This is a genomic window from Virgibacillus sp. JSM 102003 (genome assembly GCF_041949995.1).
Classification (GTDB): Bacteria; Bacillota; Bacilli; order Bacillales; family Amphibacillaceae; genus Lentibacillus.
On the sequence record NZ_JBHFQH010000002.1, the window covers coordinates 208,111 to 228,623 of the forward strand.

Annotated in this window: 16 protein-coding genes; 13 read left to right on the top strand and 3 right to left on the bottom strand. The window is 38.6% G+C overall.

Features of this window, described 5'->3' with window-relative positions; genetic code table 11:
* The first annotated feature begins 7 nt into the window (after positions 1 to 7).
* From queG to ACE1TG_RS03590, 12 genes are all read left to right on the top strand, one after another.
* On the top strand, positions 8 to 1,153 hold the full coding sequence (gene queG, locus ACE1TG_RS03535) for a tRNA epoxyqueuosine(34) reductase QueG (RefSeq protein ID WP_375050975.1): 1,146 nt from the start codon (positions 8 to 10) through the stop codon (positions 1,151 to 1,153).
* A 167-nt stretch (positions 1,154 to 1,320) separates the two neighbouring features.
* Positions 1,321 to 1,827, top strand: a complete 507-nt coding sequence (locus ACE1TG_RS03540; protein ID WP_375050976.1) for a methylated-DNA--[protein]-cysteine S-methyltransferase — start codon at positions 1,321 to 1,323, stop codon at positions 1,825 to 1,827.
* Positions 1,828 to 1,891: 64 nt separating this feature from the next.
* Positions 1,892 to 2,737 carry an amidase domain-containing protein gene (locus ACE1TG_RS03545; protein ID WP_375050977.1) on the top strand — a complete coding sequence of 282 codons (846 nt, stop codon included), beginning with the start codon at positions 1,892 to 1,894 and terminating at the stop codon, positions 2,735 to 2,737.
* A gap of 42 nt (positions 2,738 to 2,779) precedes the next feature.
* Positions 2,780 to 3,253: a tRNA (uridine(34)/cytosine(34)/5-carboxymethylaminomethyluridine(34)-2'-O)-methyltransferase TrmL gene (gene trmL / locus ACE1TG_RS03550; RefSeq protein WP_375050978.1), complete on the top strand. Its 474-nt coding sequence runs from the start codon at positions 2,780 to 2,782 to the stop codon at positions 3,251 to 3,253.
* A gap of 469 nt (positions 3,254 to 3,722) precedes the next feature.
* Positions 3,723 to 6,587 carry a 2-oxoglutarate dehydrogenase E1 component gene (locus ACE1TG_RS03555; RefSeq protein WP_375050979.1) on the top strand — a complete coding sequence of 955 codons (2,865 nt, stop codon included), beginning with the start codon at positions 3,723 to 3,725 and terminating at the stop codon, positions 6,585 to 6,587.
* A complete protein-coding gene (gene odhB, locus ACE1TG_RS03560; RefSeq protein ID WP_375050980.1) occupies positions 6,574 to 7,824 on the top strand; it encodes a 2-oxoglutarate dehydrogenase complex dihydrolipoyllysine-residue succinyltransferase in 1,251 nt (416 codons plus the stop codon). Before ACE1TG_RS03555 ends, odhB begins: the two co-directional genes overlap by 14 nt.
* A 293-nt stretch (positions 7,825 to 8,117) precedes the next feature.
* Positions 8,118 to 9,410 (top strand): NCS2 family permease, encoded by a 1,293-nt coding sequence (locus ACE1TG_RS03565; RefSeq protein ID WP_375050981.1) that lies wholly within the window; start codon positions 8,118 to 8,120, stop codon positions 9,408 to 9,410.
* A gap of 447 nt (positions 9,411 to 9,857) precedes the next feature.
* Positions 9,858 to 11,048, top strand: a complete 1,191-nt coding sequence (locus tag ACE1TG_RS03570; RefSeq protein WP_375050982.1) for a NupC/NupG family nucleoside CNT transporter — start codon at positions 9,858 to 9,860, stop codon at positions 11,046 to 11,048.
* Positions 11,049 to 11,514: 466 nt separating this feature from the next.
* Positions 11,515 to 12,588, top strand: a complete 1,074-nt coding sequence (locus ACE1TG_RS03575) for an undecaprenyldiphospho-muramoylpentapeptide beta-N-acetylglucosaminyltransferase (protein ID WP_375050983.1) — start codon at positions 11,515 to 11,517, stop codon at positions 12,586 to 12,588.
* A gap of 413 nt (positions 12,589 to 13,001) precedes the next feature.
* The gene (locus ACE1TG_RS03580; protein ID WP_375050984.1) at positions 13,002 to 14,015 is read left to right on the top strand and encodes a glycine betaine ABC transporter substrate-binding protein; all 1,014 of its coding nucleotides are present in this window, start codon (positions 13,002 to 13,004) and stop codon (positions 14,013 to 14,015) included.
* Positions 14,016 to 14,085: 70 nt separating this feature from the next.
* On the top strand, positions 14,086 to 14,943 hold the full coding sequence (locus tag ACE1TG_RS03585) for an ABC transporter permease (RefSeq protein WP_375050985.1): 858 nt from the start codon (positions 14,086 to 14,088) through the stop codon (positions 14,941 to 14,943).
* Positions 14,943 to 16,151, top strand: a complete 1,209-nt coding sequence (locus ACE1TG_RS03590) for a quaternary amine ABC transporter ATP-binding protein (RefSeq protein ID WP_375050986.1) — start codon at positions 14,943 to 14,945, stop codon at positions 16,149 to 16,151. Before ACE1TG_RS03585 ends, ACE1TG_RS03590 begins: the two co-directional genes overlap by 1 nt.
* Positions 16,152 to 16,208: 57 nt before the next feature.
* Here ACE1TG_RS03590 and ACE1TG_RS03595 read toward each other — a convergent pair whose 3' ends face one another.
* Genes ACE1TG_RS03595 through ACE1TG_RS03605 form a run of 3 tightly spaced genes read right to left on the bottom strand, consistent with a single transcriptional unit; the run spans position 16,209 to position 19,980 of the window.
* Positions 16,209 to 17,354, bottom strand: coding sequence for a Ger(x)C family spore germination protein (locus tag ACE1TG_RS03595; protein WP_375050987.1), 1,146 nt, complete (start codon positions 17,352 to 17,354; stop codon positions 16,209 to 16,211).
* Positions 17,351 to 18,466 carry a GerAB/ArcD/ProY family transporter gene (locus ACE1TG_RS03600; protein WP_375050988.1) on the bottom strand — a complete coding sequence of 372 codons (1,116 nt, stop codon included), beginning with the start codon at positions 18,464 to 18,466 and terminating at the stop codon, positions 17,351 to 17,353. Before ACE1TG_RS03600 ends, ACE1TG_RS03595 begins: the two co-directional genes overlap by 4 nt.
* Positions 18,467 to 18,474: 8 nt before the next feature.
* On the bottom strand, positions 18,475 to 19,980 hold the full coding sequence (locus tag ACE1TG_RS03605; protein ID WP_375050989.1) for a spore germination protein: 1,506 nt from the start codon (positions 19,978 to 19,980) through the stop codon (positions 18,475 to 18,477).
* A gap of 252 nt (positions 19,981 to 20,232) precedes the next feature.
* Here ACE1TG_RS03605 and ACE1TG_RS03610 point away from each other — a divergent pair, with 252 nt between their 5' ends.
* Positions 20,233 to 20,481, top strand: a complete 249-nt coding sequence (locus ACE1TG_RS03610) for a hypothetical protein (protein ID WP_375050990.1) — start codon at positions 20,233 to 20,235, stop codon at positions 20,479 to 20,481.
* Positions 20,482 to 20,513: the final 32 nt, after the last annotated feature.

Below are 20,513 nucleotides of genomic sequence, written 5' to 3' on the forward strand. Positions count from 1 at the left end.
GTTACCGTTGAATACAGATCAATTGAAGCAGGAGATTATTGACTACAGCAAGGATATAGGCATCGATAAGATAGGATTTGCATCTGCTGATGTGTTTGGTGAATTGAAGGAACGCTTACGGCGTCAGCAGTCGCTTGGCTATCAATCAGGCTTCGAAAAAGGGTCTGTAGACGAGAGGACGGAACCAGAGCGGTTATTACCAGAGGCGAAGTCGATCCTTTCGATTGCAATCGCCTACCCTTCACGAATTAAGGATGCACCAAAAAGCACAAAAGATGAACGCCGCGGGATATTTTGCCGTGCCTCATGGGGTGTTGACTACCACGTTGTTTTACGTGAAAAGCTGGAGAAACTTTCTGCCTTCATGGAGGAAAAATTTCCTGATGCCGTGAACAAGGTGATGGTCGATACGGGAGAATTATCAGACCGTGCGGTGGCAGAACGTGCTGGTATTGGATTCAGCGGGAAAAACACTTCTATTATTACGCCTGAATTCGGATCATATGTTTATCTTGGTGAATTGATTACGAGTATACCATTTGTCCCTGATACGCCGCTTGCAGATGGATGCGGTTCCTGTACAAAGTGCCTGGATGCTTGTCCAACTGGAGCTCTCGTACAAGGTGGGCAGTTAAATGCTCAGCGTTGTCTTGCGTTTCTGACTCAGACAAAAGATTTTATGCCGGATGAATTCCGTTCACAAATCGGTAATTTCATTTATGGTTTTGACACGTGTCAGGCTGTCTGTCCATATAACCAGAAGGTAGACTTTCATAATCACCCAGAGCTTGAACCAGAACCAGATGTTGCCAAACCAAAACTAAAACCGATGCTCCGGATATCAAATCGTGAATTCAAGGAAACATTTGGTCATGTAGCAGGTTCGTGGCGGGGGAAAAAGCCACTACAGCGAAATGCTTTAATTTCACTTGGTCACTATAAGGACGTGACAGCTGTTGACGAAATGATTAAGGTAATGAAAAACGATGTTCGTCCGGTGATACGAGGTACTGCTGCATGGTCGCTTGGCAAAATCGGCACCGATGAAGCATTTGAAGCAATTACGGAAGCAATGGAGAACGAAACAGATGAACAGGTTTTATTTGAAATGGAAAAAGGATTAAATTTTCAACAGGAATTATCCGCTACTTAATACGCTTTATGAACTTCCTGTTCGTCGAAGCAACAGCTGAAGCGTTGCCCTAAGGGTGTGCGAAGTATATTTCTGGAGCGGCCTCATATTTTCGCTCTATGTCACAGATCAATAGCAGCAAACTTCAATTAAACTCCCTAAATTATATACGGAAAGAGGATTTGGTTATGGAACTATACTATGATGAGATGGAATCACCAGTTGGTCCGTTGACAATTATTAGTGATAGTGAACACATTGTTCGAATAGAATATGGATTATTTAATCAAATGAAAGCAAAAATGCAAAAGTGGAGTGAACGTTATTTTAACAATCCGAAGTTCATCCATAAACCCGGGATAGTTGATCATGTCAAAACGGAACTCCAAGACTACTTTAAGGGCAAACGCAGGGACTTCTCATTTGACTTTACATTCCATGGTACACCCTTTCAGCATAAGGTTTGGCAAGCTTTGTATGATACCATTTTATATGGGGAAACAAAAACCTATAAAGATATTGCAGACACAATTGGTAACCCAAAAGCAGTACGTGCAGTAGGTGGTGCAGTAAACAAAAATCCATTTTCGATTGTTGTGCCATGCCATCGTGTAATTGGAGCAAATGGCAAAATGGTTGGTTATAATGGTGGACTTGATAAGAAAGAATATTTGTTAGCTCATGAAGCGAAATAATGGCCCGTACAATTGCCATTAATTAGAGGTTCTCTCCATATACTCAAAGTGGAGGGGATTTTTTATGGAAAGAATTAAAAATATGTGGCTGAATTTTTTTCAAGGTCAAGAGGTTAATGAGGATTGGTGGAAACGGAAAAAAGCAGTTAGTAATGACAGGGGTGTGGAGATTGTTCGAATCAGTGGCAGGGGACAATTTTTCGAAGAACTCCGTTATTCCAATAAAATATGTTATCGATATCTACTTCATTTATCTTTTTTAATGAAGCAAAATGAGCAATTCATTAGGGAAGAACAAGTTGTCCCGTACCAGTTTCGGATAGAAAAAGGGAATATAACAGATCACAAAATACTGCAGCAAAAGCTTGTAAAGGTGGATGCACCATCGATGGAAGCAGATGAAGTTCGTAATTTGGCTGATGAACGTTTCACTTATGATCGACGTGCAGCAGTTCAATATGCCGAACACTGGTGGAACAGTTATAACCCTGCTTATCGTACGTTCGATGTAGACTGTACAAATTATATCTCACAGTGTTTACGTGCTGGCGGTGCTCCCATGCGTGGCATGCCTAATCGAGGGAGCGGCTGGTGGTATCAGGCGGATAATTGGAGTTACAGTTGGGCGGTAGCACATTCCTTACGCTGGTATTTAAGTGGATCAACAGCAGGGTTAAAAGGCAATGAAAAGGAGTCGGCTCGGGACCTGATACCTGGTGATGTCATTTGCTATGATTTTCAAGGAAATGGTAAATGGGATCATAATACAATTGTCGTGGCAAAAGATGCGAACGGGATGCCATTGGTAAACGCACATACTGATAATAGCCGCAACCGCTATTGGTCTTATGAGGATTCGACAGCTTGGACTCCAGATATTCAGTATAAGTTTTTTCGAATTGGTGAGTAGTGTATAATGATGTAGGTATTAATCGAATAAGGAGAATGAACAGTGAGTATAAATATTGTATTATATCAGCCAGAAATACCTGCAAATACGGGGAATATTGCAAGAACATGTCTTGCAACAGATGCCACGCTGCATTTAATCCACCCACTTGGGTTTTCTACTGATGATAAAATGGTGAAGCGTGCTGGGCTTGATTATTGGGAAAACGTCGATATCCGTGAATACGACTCAATTCAGGACTTATATGCTACATATCCAGAAGGAACGTTTTATTATATCGAAAATTTTGGTACAAAGTATTATACGGAATATGATTACAGTAATAGTGATGAAGACCTGTACTTTGTATTTGGCCGCGAGACAGACGGGATTCCGAAAAGTCTTTTAGAGGGAAAAGAAGACAGGTGCCTTCGCATTCATATGAGTGATAAAGTGCGGTCGTTAAATTTGTCCAACACATCTGCCATTATCATCTATGAAGCATTAAGACAGCGTGGTTTTTCAGGGCTGGAATAGATGGTATCATAAAAAACTTGGCTTATCGCAAAGTCTAATGGAGAAAGCCTAACTGCTAAAAAAAGCCGTCATGTACGTGTACATGGCGGCTCTTGTTATTTGTTATTACTGATCCTTTTTAGGAACTCCTGGTTTTGCATCGTAACCTGAAGTGAAGCAAGATACGATAAATGTTACAATAACGCCCATTAATAATGCTAGTTTCATGACGTTTTCCTCCTTCTATTCTATATGTAAAGTACGCATTAATATAATTATGCCCTTATTATACCGAATAATTATCCTTATGTGAACCAGAAGATATGTCATGTTCATGAAATTATTTTAAATGGCTGGATTGGTTGTTGTTTCTCTGAACAAAATAGGGTATATTAGTTGATGAAATCATAGTAGAGTTCTATAATAAAACTTGAGTGTAAATGACCGTTTTGCAACGGGGTAAAGTTAACTTCTAATGGGGGTATAAGACGTGGCACAGAATGAAGAATCTAACGAAAGATTCTGGGGTACTTTTCATGGTCCAAATATGGGGTATATTGAAGAGCAATATGATTTGTACAAAGAAAATCATGAAGCTGTTAACCCATCACTGAGAGAAATCTTTGATGAGCATGGGGCTCCTGAATGGCTGAACCAATCTAAAGGTACCATACAAGCAACATCTGATTCAGCGCCGTCTATAGATAATGTTAAAAAGCTAACCTCAGCAATGAAACTTGTTGAGGCTATTCGTCGTTTTGGGCATTTGGAAGCGGACATCTATCCAGTAGGGCGTAAAGAGCGCGATACAGAATTAGTTAATCCAAAAACCTATGGATTATCAGAACAGGATTTACGAAACATGCCTGCATCTTGGTTATGGGAGCAATCCCCTAGCGGTGTAGAAGACGGTTTTGACGTCATACAAAAGTTGAAAGAATTATATTCCGGAACGATTACATTTGAATATGACCATGTCAATAATGATGACGAACGGACATGGCTTTTGGAGCGTATTGAATCCGGAGAATTTCATTTAAAACTTTCCAATGAAGAGCAAAAACAACTACTTGAACGTCTTGCCCATGTAGAAGGGTTTGAAGGTTTTTTACAAAAAACGTTTGTTGGACAGAAACGCTTTTCGATTGAAGGTTTGGAAGCAATGGTTCCAATGCTTGATCGCATTGTTAAATATGCGACTGAGGAAAAAGTTGAACATATAATGATGGGAATGGCCCATCGTGGACGTTTAAGCGTGTTGGCGCACGTTTTAGGAAAACCTTATGATAGAATATTTTCTGAATTCCATCATTCACCAGACAAAGAATTAATTCCTTCTGAAGGATCTACTGGGATTAATTATGGATGGACTGGTGATGTGAAGTATCACTTTGGTGCAACAAAAGAAGTGAAAGATGGCGATGAAACTGAAACACGAATTACGCTTGCACATAATCCATCACACCTGGAATTTGTAAATCCTGTCGTTGAAGGGTTTGCACGTGCAGCTCAGGATGATCGATCAGGCAGAGGTTATCCTCAACAGGATTTTAAAAAAGCAGTAGGTGTTTTAATCCATGGAGACGCTGCGTTCATCGGTGAAGGTGTCGTTGCGGAAACATTGAATTTAAGTGGCTTGCCTGGTTACAAGACAGGTGGCACACTTCATATAATTGCCAATAACCTTGTAGGTTACACAACAAATCAGGAAGATGGGCGATCAACTCGTTATGCCAGTGATTTAGCAAAGGGATTTGAAATACCGATTATTCATGTTAATGCGGATGATCCAATTGCATGTGTTTCTGCTATTAAAATTGCTTATGAATATCGACAAAAATTCAATAAAGATTTTCTTATTGATCTTGTAGGCTATCGCCGGTATGGACATAATGAAATGGATGAACCACGAACAACACAACCAAACCTATATCAGGATATTGATGAACACTTAACAGCAGCCAATGTTTTTGCCGAAAGACTGAAGGTTGAAGGTGTGGTTGATAAAGATGAATTTGAAAAAATTAAGGATCGAGTTGAATCCAGCCTTCGTGGTATTTATGACGGTATGAAAGAAAATAAGACAGGTGAAGCTGAGGCTAAAAATATGCCTAAAGCATTGGCAAATGGCCTTGAGGGTTTTGAAACAGCAATTCCGCTTGAGGATTTAAAGGCTTTAAATGCTGGTTTGTTGAAACGGCCAGAAGGATTTACCGGGTTTAAAAAACTTGAAAAAATACTGAAGCGCCGTGAAAATGTTCTGGAAGAAGGAAATAAAGCAGACTGGGGTGCAGGTGAAGCTTTAACATATGCATCCATTTTAAATGATGGAATTCCTATTCGATTGACAGGTCAGGATACGGAGCGTGGAACATTCGCACACAGACATATGGTGTTACACGATGTTAAAACAGCTGAAACCTATTCACCGTTGCATGGATTAGATGAAGCTAAAGCATCGTTTGATATTCGCAATAGTCCGCTTTCAGAAGCTGGTGTATTAGGGTTCGAGTATGGGTATAGTGTACAGTCAAAGAATACCCTGGTTATCTGGGAAGCGCAGTTTGGTGATTTCGCGAATGCCGGTCAGGTTATTTTTGATCAGTTTATAGCAGCAAGCCGTGCGAAATGGGGCGAAAAGTCCAATATGGTAATGCTGTTGCCACATGGCTATGAAGGCCAGGGTCCGGAGCATTCAAGCGCACGTTTGGAACGCTTTTTACAAATGGCTGCAGAGAAAAACTGGATAGTAGCAAATGTGACATCAGCTGCACAATTTTTCCATTTAATCCGTCGTCAGGCAGCACTACGTGATAAAGAAGGAGCACGCCCATTAGTGCTAATGACCCCGAAGAGTTTATTACGGAATCAGCGCGTTGCATCAGCAGCGAAAGAATTTACAGAAGGAAAATTTGAACCTTTGAGACAGCAGCCTAATTTGAAGGTAAGTAAGAAAAATGCAAAGCGTTTATTAATTGGCAGTGGTAAAATAATGGTTGACGTTGAAGATGCAATTGACAATTCAGAAGAGAATTTTGATTGGCTTCGTGCATTGCGATTAGAGCAAATTTATCCATTTCCGGAAAAAGAGTTGGAAAAAGCAGTAAAAGAACTGCCAAACCTGGAGGAAATAGTCTGGGTACAGGAAGAACCAAAAAACATGGGCAGCTGGGATTTCGTGGATGATTACTTAAGAGAATTGTTGAGTGAGGGTCAATCGCTACGTTATATAGGCCGTCCAGACCGTTCCTCACCGGCAGTTGGTGAGCCGAACATTCATAAAACAGAACAGAATCAAATAGTACGACAGGCGATTAATCCGTCAAAAGGAGGAGATTCCAGTGAACGAAATTAAAATTCCAGAGCTTGCAGAGTCCATTACAGAAGGTACAATTGCCGAGTGGTTAGTGAAAAAAGGCGACAAGATAGAAAAAGGTGATCCAGTTGTAGAACTGGAAACAGACAAAGTTAATGTTGAAGTTAACTCCGACTTTGCCGGCGTAATAACTGAAATTGTCAGTGAAGAAGGCGAAGACGTCGAAGTAGGAGACGTAATTGCTAAAATAGATGAAAATGGTGAAGCTGGTGCGGATGCCTCACCCGATGAACCAAAAGAAGAAAAGAAAGAAGTAGCACCTAAAAAAGAGGAAGCAAAAGAGCCAGCGAAAGACGATGGTTCTGATAACAAGCAGGATGTAATTGCTTCACCTGCTGCTCGTAAGCGTGCACGCGAATTAGGTATTGACTTAAGCAGTGTTCAGGCACGTGATCCATTAGGTCGTATCCGTCCTGAAGATGTTGATTCTGCTGCAAAAGGTGGCAATGACAAGAAAGAATCCAAGCCAGCTAAAAAAGAAGAACCTAAGAAATCCGAGAAAACAGAGTTTGACAAACCTGTTGAACGCGTGAAAATGAGCCGTCGTCGTCAAACGATTGCTAACCGTCTTGTTGAAGTTCAGCAAGAAGCGGCGATGCTGACAACTTTTAACGAAGTTGACATGACAAACGTTATGAAACTTCGAAGTGAGCGTAAAGAAAACTTTATTAAGAAACATGATGTAAAACTTGGCTTTATGTCATTCTTTACCAAAGCAGTAATCGGGGCATTGAAAGAATTCCCACTATTGAATGCAGAAATACAAGGGAACGAAATTGTAATGAAAAAATTCTATGACATCGGAATTGCCGTATCAACTGAGGAAGGACTTGTAGTACCAGTTGTTCGCGATGCAGATCGTCTTGACTTTGCTGGAGTTGAACGTGAGATTGGCAACTTAGGCAAGAAAGCTATTAATAAAGAATTAGGATTAAACGACTTGCAAGGTGGAACTTTCACCATTACAAATGGCGGAACTTTTGGATCCATGATGTCAACACCTATCTTAAATGCACCACAAGTAGGAATCCTAGGTATGCACAATATCCAAAAGCGTCCAATAGTAATGCCGGACGATTCCATTGAAGTACGCCCAATGATGTATCTTGCAGTATCATATGATCACCGTATTGTTGACGGAAAAGATGCGGTGCAATTCTTAGTTAGAATTAAAGAATTGCTTGAAGATCCATATGATCTATTGTTGGAAGGATAATTAAGTAGATAAAAAAGGTATATGAACCTCGCTTTGATGATATGTCGAAGCGGGGTTTTTGTATGCTGCGATTTTTGGGGTGTGAGTGAGTAGAAGGAGGCGGTGAATCGCCAGAAGAGAGTGGCGAATCGCCAGAACTGGTAACTGGATAAGCAACACACCCTGTTACATAATCCAAGTGAGATTTATGCTAAAATTTTGCGACAGAAATCCTTTAAATGTATTGCATTCTGTGTTAAAAACGAATATTATGTTACTTGTGATTATAATTATTCGGAAGTAAGGTGAACTCATTGGAAAATCTATTTAAACTAAAACAAAACAATACAACGATCCAAACAGAGTTTGTTGCAGGAATAACTACCTTCTTAACGATGGTTTATATTGTTGTGGTCAACCCGGCAATCCTCTCTTCCGCTGGGGTACCATTTGATCAAGTCTTTATGGCTACGGTCATTGCCGCGGTAGTTGGAACGGTATTCATGGCATTAGGAGCCAATTATCCAATCGCGATTGCGCCAGGCATGGGTCTGAATGCTTATTTTGCCAGTGTAGTTGCATCTCAGGGGTTATCCTATCAGGTAGTATTCGGAACGGTATTTTTAGCAGGTATTCTCTTTGTTTTATTGAGTTTTACGAAGCTGCGTGAAACGTTAATATGGGCAATACCACCTTCACTAAAATTTGGCATTACTTCTGGAATTGGCCTCTTCATAGCGTTTTTAGGTCTGAAGATGTCTGGTATTGTCGTACCTAATGAGGCAAACATGGTTGGTTTTGGTGATTTGCACCAACCCATGACTCTGTTAACGTTAGCTGGGTTATTTATTACACTGATTCTAATGGCTCGAAATATTAAAGGGGCTTTGTTTCTAGGGATGCTAGCTACGGGTATCATAGCTTATTTTACCGGTCAGCTGGAATTTTCGGAAGGATTTACATCGATGCCACCAATGCCGGTGTTCTTTGATATCGATATTGGTGGAGTTTTTGCCAACGGACTTTACACGGTTGTATTCGCTTTTTTATTGGTAACGATTTTTGATACAACTGGAACCATGATTGGTGTGGCAGAACAAGCAGGTTTTATCAAAGATGGAAAAATGCCGCGGGCAAAGTCAGCACTATTAGCTGATGCTACGGCAACTACAGTAGGTTCAATGTTTGGTACAAGTCCTTCTTCAGCATATGTCGAATCTTCTTCTGGTGTTGCGGCTGGTGGACGCACAGGTTTAACGGCATTAGTTATTGCTGTGTTATTTACAATTTCCATTTTCTTTACACCGGTTGTAGGTGCGATAGCTGGCTTACCTGCAATTACAGCTCCTGTATTAATTATTGTAGGATGTTTCATGATGGAAGGGCTGGCACGGATTGACTGGAAAACATTCGATGAAGCATTTCCGGCGTTTGCAATTATTTTAACAATGCCACTAACTTCCAGCATTGCAACAGGGATATCGATTGGGTTTATAACATATCCATTATTAAAATTAGTTACCGGGAAAGGAAAAGATGTCCACTGGATTTTATATTTCTTTGGAATAGTGTTCGTCTTGCAAATGACTTTTTTCCCAGCACATTAATAAAATAAATCTACATGGGACTCTAGCGAATTATTGCTAGGGTCTTTTTGCTTTTAGAGAAGGTCCTCTGGGGTTTGCAGATGCTGAATTGCCAGAAGAAGGTGCTGAATCCCCAGAAGAAGATGCTGAATCGCCAGAAGAAGATGCTGAATCGCCAGAAGAAGATGCTGAATCGCTAGAAGGAGGTGCTGAATGAACAGAAGAAGGTGGTGAATCGCCAGAAGAACCGGATGGAGTGTTCTGCTTTCACTTTTTGCTTATGAGTGTCCGTGGGCTGTCAAATTAAAGTTGTTAAAATGTTTCAATGTAGGGTATTACTAAAACAGTGCACGAATTGGAAAAAATTTAACTTGCATGACGTCTGACAACCTGCTAGAATCATTTATGGAAAACGTTATTGTAAGCAGTTACAATTACATTTAATCAACTACAAGGGAGGCTGCATCCGTGGATATTCTTCTCGGGTTTCTAGCAATCATCATCGTCCTCGGACTAGCATTTTTGATGTCCAATGATAAGAAAAATATTAATTATAAAGGCATCATCGTTATGTTAGCATCGCAATTTTTAATAACGTGGTTTATGTTTGCTACGAAAATTGGACAGACAATCATAAACGGTATTTCGGCTGGGTTTAATAAATTAATTGAATTTGGCATGGAAGGTATTAACTTTATACTTGGTGGGGTTGCACGTACAGAAGGTGGAAGCATTTTCTTCTTTGATGTCCTACTTCTAATTATCTTTTTCTCAACTATTCTGTCAGTGCTAACATATTTAAGAATCTTACCACCGATTATCAAATATTTTGGCGGATTCTTATCAAAAATTACAGGATTGCCAAAGGTGGAATCGTTTAATGCGGTGAACAGTATTTTCTTTGGTCAATCTGAAGCATTACTAGCGATTAAATCTCAGTTTCATCACTTGGATAAAAATCGGTTGTATATTGTGAGTGCGTCGGCAATGGGTTCCGTTTCGGCATCAATTGTTGGGGCATATATTCAAATTCTTCCTCCTGAATATGTACTCGTTGCATTACCGCTAAACATGTTTAGTGCGCTGATGATTTCATCCGTTATTTCACCGGTTAATGTAGCGCCAGAGGAAGATCATGTTGATGTGAAAGATGTATCGAATGATAAAAGTATTTTTGAGGCGATGGGTAATGGTGCACTCGATGGTGGTAAAATTGCCTTAATCGTTGCAGCAATGCTTGTTGCGTTTATTGCTTCATTGGAATTAGTGAATTGGATTATACAATCAGTGTTTGCTGGAGTTACCTTACAGCAAATTCTAGGATATATTATTGCTCCGATAGGTATTTTAATGGGTATTGCGCCTGGCGAAGTTATTGAGGCTGGCGGAATAATGGGTACTAAGATTGTTACTAATGAATTTGTGGCAATGCTTGAGTTTGAAAAAATGCTAGGAAGCATGTCCGAGAAGACAATCGGAATCGTATCCGTATTTCTAACGAGCTTTGCCAACTTTTCATCCATTGGAATTATCGCTGGAACAGTACAGGCTATTGACAGCGAAAAGGCAGTTAAGGTTTCTGGATTTGGTATGAAGCTGTTAGTTGGTGCAACACTTGCATCAATCTTATCTGCTACAGTAGCAGGAATATTCTTATAGTAATAGTACAGATGGCAAATAAAAGCGCTCAGATAAATTCTGAGCGCTTTTAGATTTCTTTCAGCGGATCGACAAGTGACCTGCTTTGCCAGTATTATGTTAAAATAGATAATTTGGATAGCTCTCCTTATTTTAACAGTTTAGTACAATTATTAGAGACTCCCATCAATTTGAACTTCAAACTTCAAGGTCTATAAGGTTTTACGAATGGTAAGAATCCTTTAAGAAACATGCGAATTCCTACCCAAAGGTTGAATCCTATAGCAGCAAATTGCTCGAACATTACAGAATCGAAAGAACTCATTAAACATGCCTTTTCGATAACAGGGATGGGTAAATATGTTGTCTCATATACAATACGCTTCCTTTTTAGTTGTTTTTCGATTAGGATAGAGAAAGCGAATTTATAATTATAAATGCAATTATAGAAGTTTAGTTAGCATTATGAAAGAAAGGAGTTATTTCTGTGGATACGAATCGAATTCTTTTTACGGGTGGGGGATCGGCAGGTCATGTAATCGTTAATCTTGCACTCATTCCGATATTCCAAAAAGAAGGATGGGAAATTGATTATATTGGCTCCAAAAGTGGAATAGAACGCAAACTAATTGAACAGCTTGACGGTATTACATACTATCCAATTTCAACAGGGAAGTTACGTCGATATATGTCAAAGGAAAATTTTAAAGATCCATTTAAAGTAATGAAAGGTACGATGCAGGCATGGCGGATTATTGGTAAACGAAAGCCTTCCATTATTTTCTCAAAAGGTGGCTTTGTTTCTGTGCCAGTAATTATGGCAGCAAAGATGCGTGGTGTTCCAGCTGTTATTCATGAATCAGACTTTACACCTGGACTCGCAAACAAACTTGCTATTCCTTTTGCGAGCAAAGTCCTGGCAACATTTCCGGAAACAATGAAGTACCTTCCGGAAAATAAAGCTGAATACGTAGGTGCTGTTATCCGTGATGAACTGTTTCAGGGGGATAAGGGAAAAGGATTGGAAATGTGCGGGTTTACCAAAGCAAAACCAGTATTACTCATCATGGGTGGAAGTGGTGGTTCTGAAAAAATAAACAATACAGTACGAGCAAGCCTTGATGAGTTATTACCAGTATTTCAAATAGCTCATATTTGCGGAATTGGTAAGACAGATACATCGATAAATCGTGATGGCTACAACCAATTTGAATATGTTAACGAAACATTGAAGGATCTTTTTGCTGCAACTGATTTTGTCCTCTCACGAGCAGGTTCAAATGCAATTTTTGAGTTTCTTGCACTTAGAAAACCAATGCTGCTCATTCCGTTATCAAAAGAAGCGAGCAGGGGAGATCAGATAATAAATGCAAAATCGTTTGTCGAAAAAAGGTATGCTCGTGTAATGGAAGAAGAAGAGCTAACAGAAGACTCGCTGGTACATGAACTCTCTCAATTAAAAGAGCATGCTCCTATAATAATGGATAATATGAAAAATTATCAGAGCGAAAAAGCACGAGACCGAGTGATTGAAATCATTAAAAGCTCTGGTAAGAAATAACTTATAAATGTCCCCAGGCGCATCAGCGTTTTGGGGATTTTTTTGCAGTTGAGAAAGTGTTAATACCTTCCTATTTGATTAGTAAAATTAAGCTACTCGCCATAAGAATAGACGGAGTTGTTTAAAACTGATTGTGTCGAATATTGTAGTATTTTAGATAAAAAAGCAAATAGTCGCAGTTAAAAGCCACTGACATCCACTAATCATTGTTTATAGGAGATAACTGCTTTAAATAAAGTTTGATTAAAAATTTGCAATTAACTATCATAAAGAGTGTTGTCATCGACCTTCATCTTCACATCTCTTCTATATATGTATCCTTCAGCTGTTACATGGTATAAAAATATTTTAATCACGTCCGTCGACGTACTTTTACTTATTTTCGACAATACAAAAATAAAGGGGTAGTTATTTTGAAGAAACTATTATTATTGTTTTCTGCTATCATTTTAGCAGGGGTTCTCTCTGCTTGCGGAGGAACTGATTCCAGTTCGGGTTCGGAAGGAAAAATTGATAAACTCGTGTTTGCTGATGCTGGCTGGAACAGTATCAAAGTGCATAATAGTATTGCACAAAAGATCATCGAGGAAGGCTATGGTATTGAAACAGAAGTTACTGCTGGATCGACTGCAGCCACTTTGCAAGGGTTCATTGAAGGTGACATTGATGTTTATATGGAGATATGGACAGATAATACTAAAAAAGTATATGAAGAGGCGATTGAAGCTGGTGATATCGTAAAAACTTCTGTAAACTTTGACGATAATGTTCAAGGATTATATGTACCAACATACGTAATAGAAGGTGATGAAGAACGCGGTATTGAACCAATGGCACCAGATTTAAAAACCGTTGAAGATTTGAAAAAATATCCTGAATTATTTGCAGATCCTGCAGAACCTGATAAAGGTCGTTTAATTAATGCTCCAAGTGGATGGGCTGTTGAAAAAACGATCACTCAAAAAATGGAAACCTATGGCTTGAACGATACATTTGTAAACTTTAAGCCAGGTTCTGACGCAGCTATTGTAGCTTCTTTAACTGACGCATATAATGCTGGAGAACCATGGGTAGGGTATTATTGGTCACCAACTGCTGTGACTGCTAAATACGATTTAACATTACTGCAAGAACCAGAATTTGATCAGGAAACATGGAATAAAACAAAAGGTACAGAGTTTCCTCCAAATGATGTTGTAACTGCAGTTCACAAGGATATTCCTGATGCGGCACCTAAGGTTGTAGAATTCCTAAAAAATTATGAAACAAGCAGTCCGTTAACGGAAGATGCCTTAAGTTATATGGAATCTAAAGAAGATATTTCACCTGAAGAGGCAGCAATATGGTGGATGAAAGAACATGAAGATATTTGGACAAGTTGGGTCCCTGATGACGTGGCCAAAAAAGTCAAAGGTTCAATGGAGTAAAAATCTCAAGCAGCTGGCGCCGGATTAAGGTCGGCTGCTTTTTCTAATTTAAAAGAAAGAGGTGGTACCTATGGGTGCTTTTCCTGGTATAACTACTAATCTTGGTGATTATGTTGCAGACTTGGTTAAATTTCTGGATGAATCATTAGAAGGCTTTTTCAATTTTATCTATCTGTTTTCATCGCAGATTATCAATGCAATCGAAGGCTTTTTATTGTGGATGCCTTGGTGGGTGTTTATTTTATTAATAGTAATTCTTGGCTGGTATTTTAAGTCAATGGTATCTGGAATTCTCTATGGTGTATTTGTATTCTTGATTGGGACATTCGGTTTATGGGAAGATTTGATGACTACAATAGCAATTGTTATGACAGCTGTTATCATTTCCTTAGCTGTAGGTATCCCATTAGGGGTATGGATGGCATTTAGTAAGGGATTTTCGACCGTAATGCGTCCGATTTTAGATGCAATGCAGACGATGCCAAGTTTCGTATATTTAATCCCAGCAATATTTTTCTTTGGATTAGGGAATATATCGGCAATCTTTGCTACATTAATTTATGCAGTTCCACCAGTAATAAGGCTTACAGAACTAGCTATAAGAAGCGTCGACAGAGAAGTTATTGAATCGGCACAATCTTTCGGATCCTCAAATTGGCAAATGCTTTTCAAAATTCAGCTTCCACAGGCTCTACCAACAATTATGGCTGGAGTGAACCAGACAACAATGATGGCATTGGCAATGGTTGTTATAGCATCAATGGTTGGTGCACAAGGTCTTGGTGAGCAAGTTCTAGTATCTATTAACCAAATCGATATTGCATTAGGTTTTGAAGCGGGTATTAGTATTGTATTTTTAGCAATAATAATTGACCGTATAACTGGTGGGGTAGCCGATAAGCTCCAGAAGCATAGGAGGGTAAGTTAATGTCTACTAAAATTAAACTTGAGCATGTATCAAAGATTTTTGGTTCAAAACCAAAGTCAATAATTCCTAAAATAAAAGCCGGAATGGAAAAAGATCAAATACTTGCTGAAACGGGGCATACTGTAGGTGTTTACGACGCATCAATGGATATAAAACAAGGTGAAATCTTTGTTATCATGGGACTTTCAGGAAGTGGCAAGTCAACTTTAATCCGCTGTTTTAACTTATTGAATAAACCGACTGATGGATCAATATTTATTGATGGGGAAGATATCGTTAAATTCAATAGTTCACAGCTTAAAAAAGTTCGCCAGGAAAAGGTTGCGATGGTATTCCAGCATTTTGGTCTTTTCAACCATAGGACTATCATGGCAAATGTGGAATACGGTCTGGAGATACGGAATATTTCCAAAGAAGAACGGCGGGAAGTTGCACAGAAGAATATTGATATTGTCGGGTTAAATGGATACGAGGACAAATATCCGGATGAACTGTCTGGTGGTATGCAGCAGCGTGTAGGATTGGCACGCGCACTTGCAAATGACCCGGATATTCTATTGATGGATGAACCTTTCAGTGCACTAGACCCATTAATTCGCCGTGAAATGCAGCTTGAATTGCTTGATATACAGGACCGTTTACAAAAAACAATTATTTTTATTACGCATGATGTTAATGAGGCGTTTAAATTGGGGGATCGAGTGGCTGTTATGAAGGATGGTAAGGTCAATCAGGTGGATACACCTGAAGCGATTATTGAAAATCCAGCTAATGACTATATATCTGATTTCATAAAGGATATTGACCGCTCAAAAGTATTTCAGGCTGAACATGTCATGATTAAACCAAATGCACTTGTTTCCATGAAAGATGGCTTAAATGTTGCCAGAAAAGAAATGGAAGAGAACGGTATTTCCAGTGTATTTGTTGTGGATCGTCAACGTCATTTGAAAGGAATAGTGACGATTGATGATGCCATTTCAGGATCAAAACAAAAGAAATCATTAGAAGATGTTTTGCGTGATGATGTTACGGTAGTACAAAAAGATGAATATATAAATGATATTATTCCAAAGGCATTGGAATCAAGTTTTCCACTTGCCGTTGTAAATGAAGAAGAGAAGCTAATCGGATTTATTTTGCGTGTACACGTTTTATCCGGCTTAGTATCTGATGATGTGAGTGAGAGCGACGAATACCATGGATAATCTGAAACCGACCTTTCTGTAAGGTCGGTTTTTCAGGTGTTGAGAAAATTTTTCTGATTAAGGAATTGTCCCATGACGATTTAGCGTGAAGTCTACTTTGAAATCCACACTTATATCCGGAAATTTGTTGTGCCATTCTTCATCTGTTAGTTTGCCACCAGGCTTATTAACCCGGTAAACAGTACCATACCCGAGAGGATCTGAGTTTAACTCCTGTAATTGTTGTAAAAGTTGTTCAAATTGTTGTTTGAAATCCTTTTCCATTTCTTGTTCAAAGCGTCTTTTAACTTTTGGGTTCTTGAGGTCAATTTCTTCTGATATTTCTAATATTGTTGTATTGAATGTTATTTTTGTTTCAAATTTCATATTCTGCTGACTCGTTACCGTTGTTTTACTGTTGCCTTTAATTACTTCCATCAGTATGTTTAGTTTTTCTTCATCACTTTCATCTTGCTTGTTATTTTTCATATAGTGTTTAAAAGGTTCTAGTGGCAAGTTTACTTCCAGGGATGCATTTTCAACGGTTTTCGTAAACATATTCATTAATAATGCATTCCCTAAAGGAACCTGACCAACATATTTATCATCTTTAAATAGTGCAATAGCTGATAATGTAGGTGATTCGGTTTTAGTGGACAGAATTGGTAAAAACGGGTCCTTTCCTTTGTCATAATAAATATGCAGAAAATCCTGCAATGTTACTCGTGGAATAATGTTATCCTGAATATTTTGTTCAATCAGTTCGTATAGATATTTACCTATGTGAACGGAGGCTCCTTCTTTACCCTGTAAAAGTACATCTTTTGCAGTTGTGTCGCTTACTGCCAGAAACATGGTATCCGACACCCTGGCGTCACGTATTTGTGTGTCTACAAAACTTAATAGTCCTTTCTCAGCAATTTCTTTTCCAAACAGTTCAACACGTATTTGTCCGGGTGTTAACTGGAAGCTGGTTTTATAGTTCGCATTTTTGCGGGCTCCCTTAACTGTATCACCTTCCCCTGAAAGAATTGCTGACAGTTCTTGGTTCTGGGAATCAAACTTATAAATTACTAAGGTTGTCTCTATTTTGTTATCTTCCAATAAATCGATACCGCGGGTGTTAATAATTCCAAGGTCTTCGATCGCTTTAGGTTGCACACAGCTTGTAAGGAAAGTAACTAATAGCACAGATAAAACAATTGATCTTATACTGTTGCTCATGCAGATTCACTTCCCTTTTTCTTTTGCTTTCTTTTCTTAAGTAATACAAGCGGTAAAAGCAGGAATGGATAGACATAAACAATCCAGAAACCTATTTTAGCTACAAGGTCGGTTAGTTTAAGAATTACACTATGGTTGGACATGAAGACAATAAGTATTAATAGGATAAACGATGTTATAAATAATGTCTTTTTTTGTTGAACCTTATACAGGCGTTTCATGCCGTACGTAATTGCCCACATTGGCAAAATCATATTAGGCAAGGCTACCATCATCCATTCTGCAACAACGATATAATCAAAACGCTCAACAAACGGAAGGGAAACAATCTTGAATAGGGATAATAAAGACCACTCCAGTTCCTTTAATTGTAGTGCGCTAAAGTAGCCAATTGAAATAACGGTGGCGATGAGAAGAAGTCCAAAAGACCAAAATGCACCAAAATAGGCGGGAAATTTAGCTCTTTCCTTGTTTTGAATAAATGGATAGATCAAAAAGAGTATTTCAAATCCCGCAAAGCTAAATGCTGTTGCTCTTGCTCCCTTTAACAAGTCCGTAAATGATGCTTGGAAAAATGGCTGAAAGTGAGTCAGGTCCATTCTAATGAGTGGCTCATATAAAAGAAACAGAAGCCAGTGTGCAGAAAAAAAGAATATAAACACGACACCAATTATGACTCGTAATCCTCCATAAATACAGTAAATTATTAAGGAAATAAGTAAAGCACCGAGGATAAGCGAACTTATTTCCGGGAAGATAAAGACTCGAACAACATCGATATAATTTAGTATTACGGATAACAATGCAGTAGCGAAATAAATTATATAAATTGTCCCTAATAATTTCCCCAGCCATTTACCGAAAATATCCACTTGGATTCCAAAAATATCAGCATTTTCATATTGATCCAATATCCGAAACATAACAAATAACACAAGCAGTAAGTAACCAAACGCGATAATAATAGATAACCAGGAATCTTGATCTGCTTCTCTGAAAATATACATCGGAGCACCCATTATCCCAACGCCTATTTGAATGGATGTAATGATAAAAAACAAGTAGAATGCACGGATACGAACGTTCTCTTTAGTTTTGACGTTTATTTCCATAGAACCACCTACTCATCTATATCTTGTTTTTTAACTGCCTCAGACTTTTTAAAACGAAGCAGATCTTTAGGTCTTAATGAGAGAAACCGTTTGTATTGATAAGCATGGGGTGCCCTATATAGTGCTTTATTCAAGTCATCCCAACGAAATGGGTATATGGGGGATAGATAGGGTTCCCCTAATGATTTGAGTTTTAACAGATGAATTGCTAAAAAGGACAGACCATACACGATACCGATGAGACCAAGTATTCCTGCCAATATAATCATAGGAAAACGAATAACTCGAACTGTAGTTCCCATTTCATAATTGGGAGCAGTAAAAGAAGCTAAGGCACTTAAAGCAATCACGATAATAAGGATGCTACTGGTTAATCCAGCCTGTACTACAGCTTGCCCAATAATTACACCGCCAACAATACCTATTGTCTGACCAACCTTAGTTGGTAGCCTTGCACCCGCTTCCCGTAATAATTCAATTAAAAATTCCAGAAATAAGGCTTCAATTATCGGTGGAAATGGCACGATGGCTCTGGATTGCCCAATTGTTATTAGTTCCCTTGGAGGGATAAGCTCATAGTGATAGGTGACCGCCGCGACGTAAAGAGGTGTAAGTATGATTGAGATAAACATAGCAATAAACCGCAGAATCCGTAAAAAGGATCCAGCGTTCCAGCGCATATACATATCCTCAGTTGATTCAAAGAAACTAAATATTGTGGAAGGAGCTATAATTGCTTGTGGGTTATTTTCGACCAACACACCTATCCGGCCTTGGGAAACTGTATAACTTAAGCGATCTGCCAGCTCAGTTAAGTAATACTGAGGAAAAATAGTAGACGAAGAATCCTCAATTAGCTGAGCAAGGACATTGCTGTCTTCAACTTTATCAATTTCCAAATCCTGCAGTCTCTGGCGCATTGTATTCACATGTGTATCGTTTGCAATGGATTTCACATAAATCATTCGAACTTCTGTTTTAAATCTTTTTCCAATCATTACTTTTTCCAGCACAAGATCTGTAGACCTTATACTCCAGCGTATAACATTTAGATTTGTAATTAGCGATTCGCTGAAAGCTACTTGGGGTCCTAAAACAACAGATTCATTCTCGGACTTTGCAAGTTGCCTTGATTCCTTTCTAATGATTAAATAGAAAACTGTTCTATCCTCATCTTCTACATACACAAAAACTTTACCTATTAATAGACCTTCAAGAATATCCTCCAGTGTATCTGTAGTTGACCCACCGCCTATAGGAATCTCATTGAGAATGTTTGAGCTGCTCAACTCGCTAATATTCAGTAATGGTTTTAATAGAAAATTATCAACTCTTTCCGTTTGAACCTGATAGGATATATAAAAAACACAAACCTTCTTTTCTCCTAGTTCAAATGTGGAAAAAATTAAATCCGGGTTGTTCTCAAACTTATCTTTAAGGAGCTTTTCAAGTTTTTCAATTTTTATAGGGAAGATGGATTTAGACTGTGTTTTGCGGCGACGATTTTTTCTCATATGTACCTCCTGCTGAAAAACAATTGCTAAATGTTAGTATGTGAAAATATCGGATATATTATTATGGCTATCGAAATATTTGAAAGGAAAGTGGCTGATTATTGTCCTATCAGTAGTGATGTGGTTAATGTAAACGGGACTTTTATCATGTAATATGACTTTAGTTCTATTTTTTAAAAATTCTAAAAAATGTGTTGTTTGATTTTGTCGTTTAGTGTAGAATGGCTTTAATCAGTCGTAAGGGGTGAGTAAATGGGAGAGTTTATTCGAAATTGCCGATTATGTAAGAAGCAAATGGAATCTGGCCCGTTTATGATGTGTACGACTTGTTTGGTGGAAAGTGATCGGATAAGAAGTTTTATAGTCAAGAATCCACATGTATCAATTGAAGAAATTTCGTTAGCAACAAATGTATCTGTGGAAAAGGTAGAACAAATGATTGACCTTGGCGATAAAAGGGAAGAGTCTCAGCAAAAAAATAACCTTTACACCCTATTCTAATATAAAGAACAGAGAATGACGTATTAAGTCAT

Coding starts and splice junctions, on each gene's coding strand:
- ACE1TG_RS03585 (WP_375050985.1), top strand. CDS start 14,086: ATGGGTGCTTTTCCTGGTATAACTACTAATCTTGGTGATTATGTTGCA.
- ACE1TG_RS03600 (WP_375050988.1), bottom strand. CDS start 18,466: ATGGAAATAAACGTCAAAACTAAAGAGAACGTTCGTATCCGTGCATTC.
- ACE1TG_RS03590 (WP_375050986.1), top strand. CDS start 14,943: ATGTCTACTAAAATTAAACTTGAGCATGTATCAAAGATTTTTGGTTCA.
- ACE1TG_RS03610 (WP_375050990.1), top strand. CDS start 20,233: ATGGGAGAGTTTATTCGAAATTGCCGATTATGTAAGAAGCAAATGGAA.
- ACE1TG_RS03595 (WP_375050987.1), bottom strand. CDS start 17,354: ATGAGCAACAGTATAAGATCAATTGTTTTATCTGTGCTATTAGTTACT.
- ACE1TG_RS03540 (WP_375050976.1), top strand. CDS start 1,321: ATGGAACTATACTATGATGAGATGGAATCACCAGTTGGTCCGTTGACA.
- ACE1TG_RS03605 (WP_375050989.1), bottom strand. CDS start 19,980: ATGAGAAAAAATCGTCGCCGCAAAACACAGTCTAAATCCATCTTCCCT.
- ACE1TG_RS03545 (WP_375050977.1), top strand. CDS start 1,892: ATGGAAAGAATTAAAAATATGTGGCTGAATTTTTTTCAAGGTCAAGAG.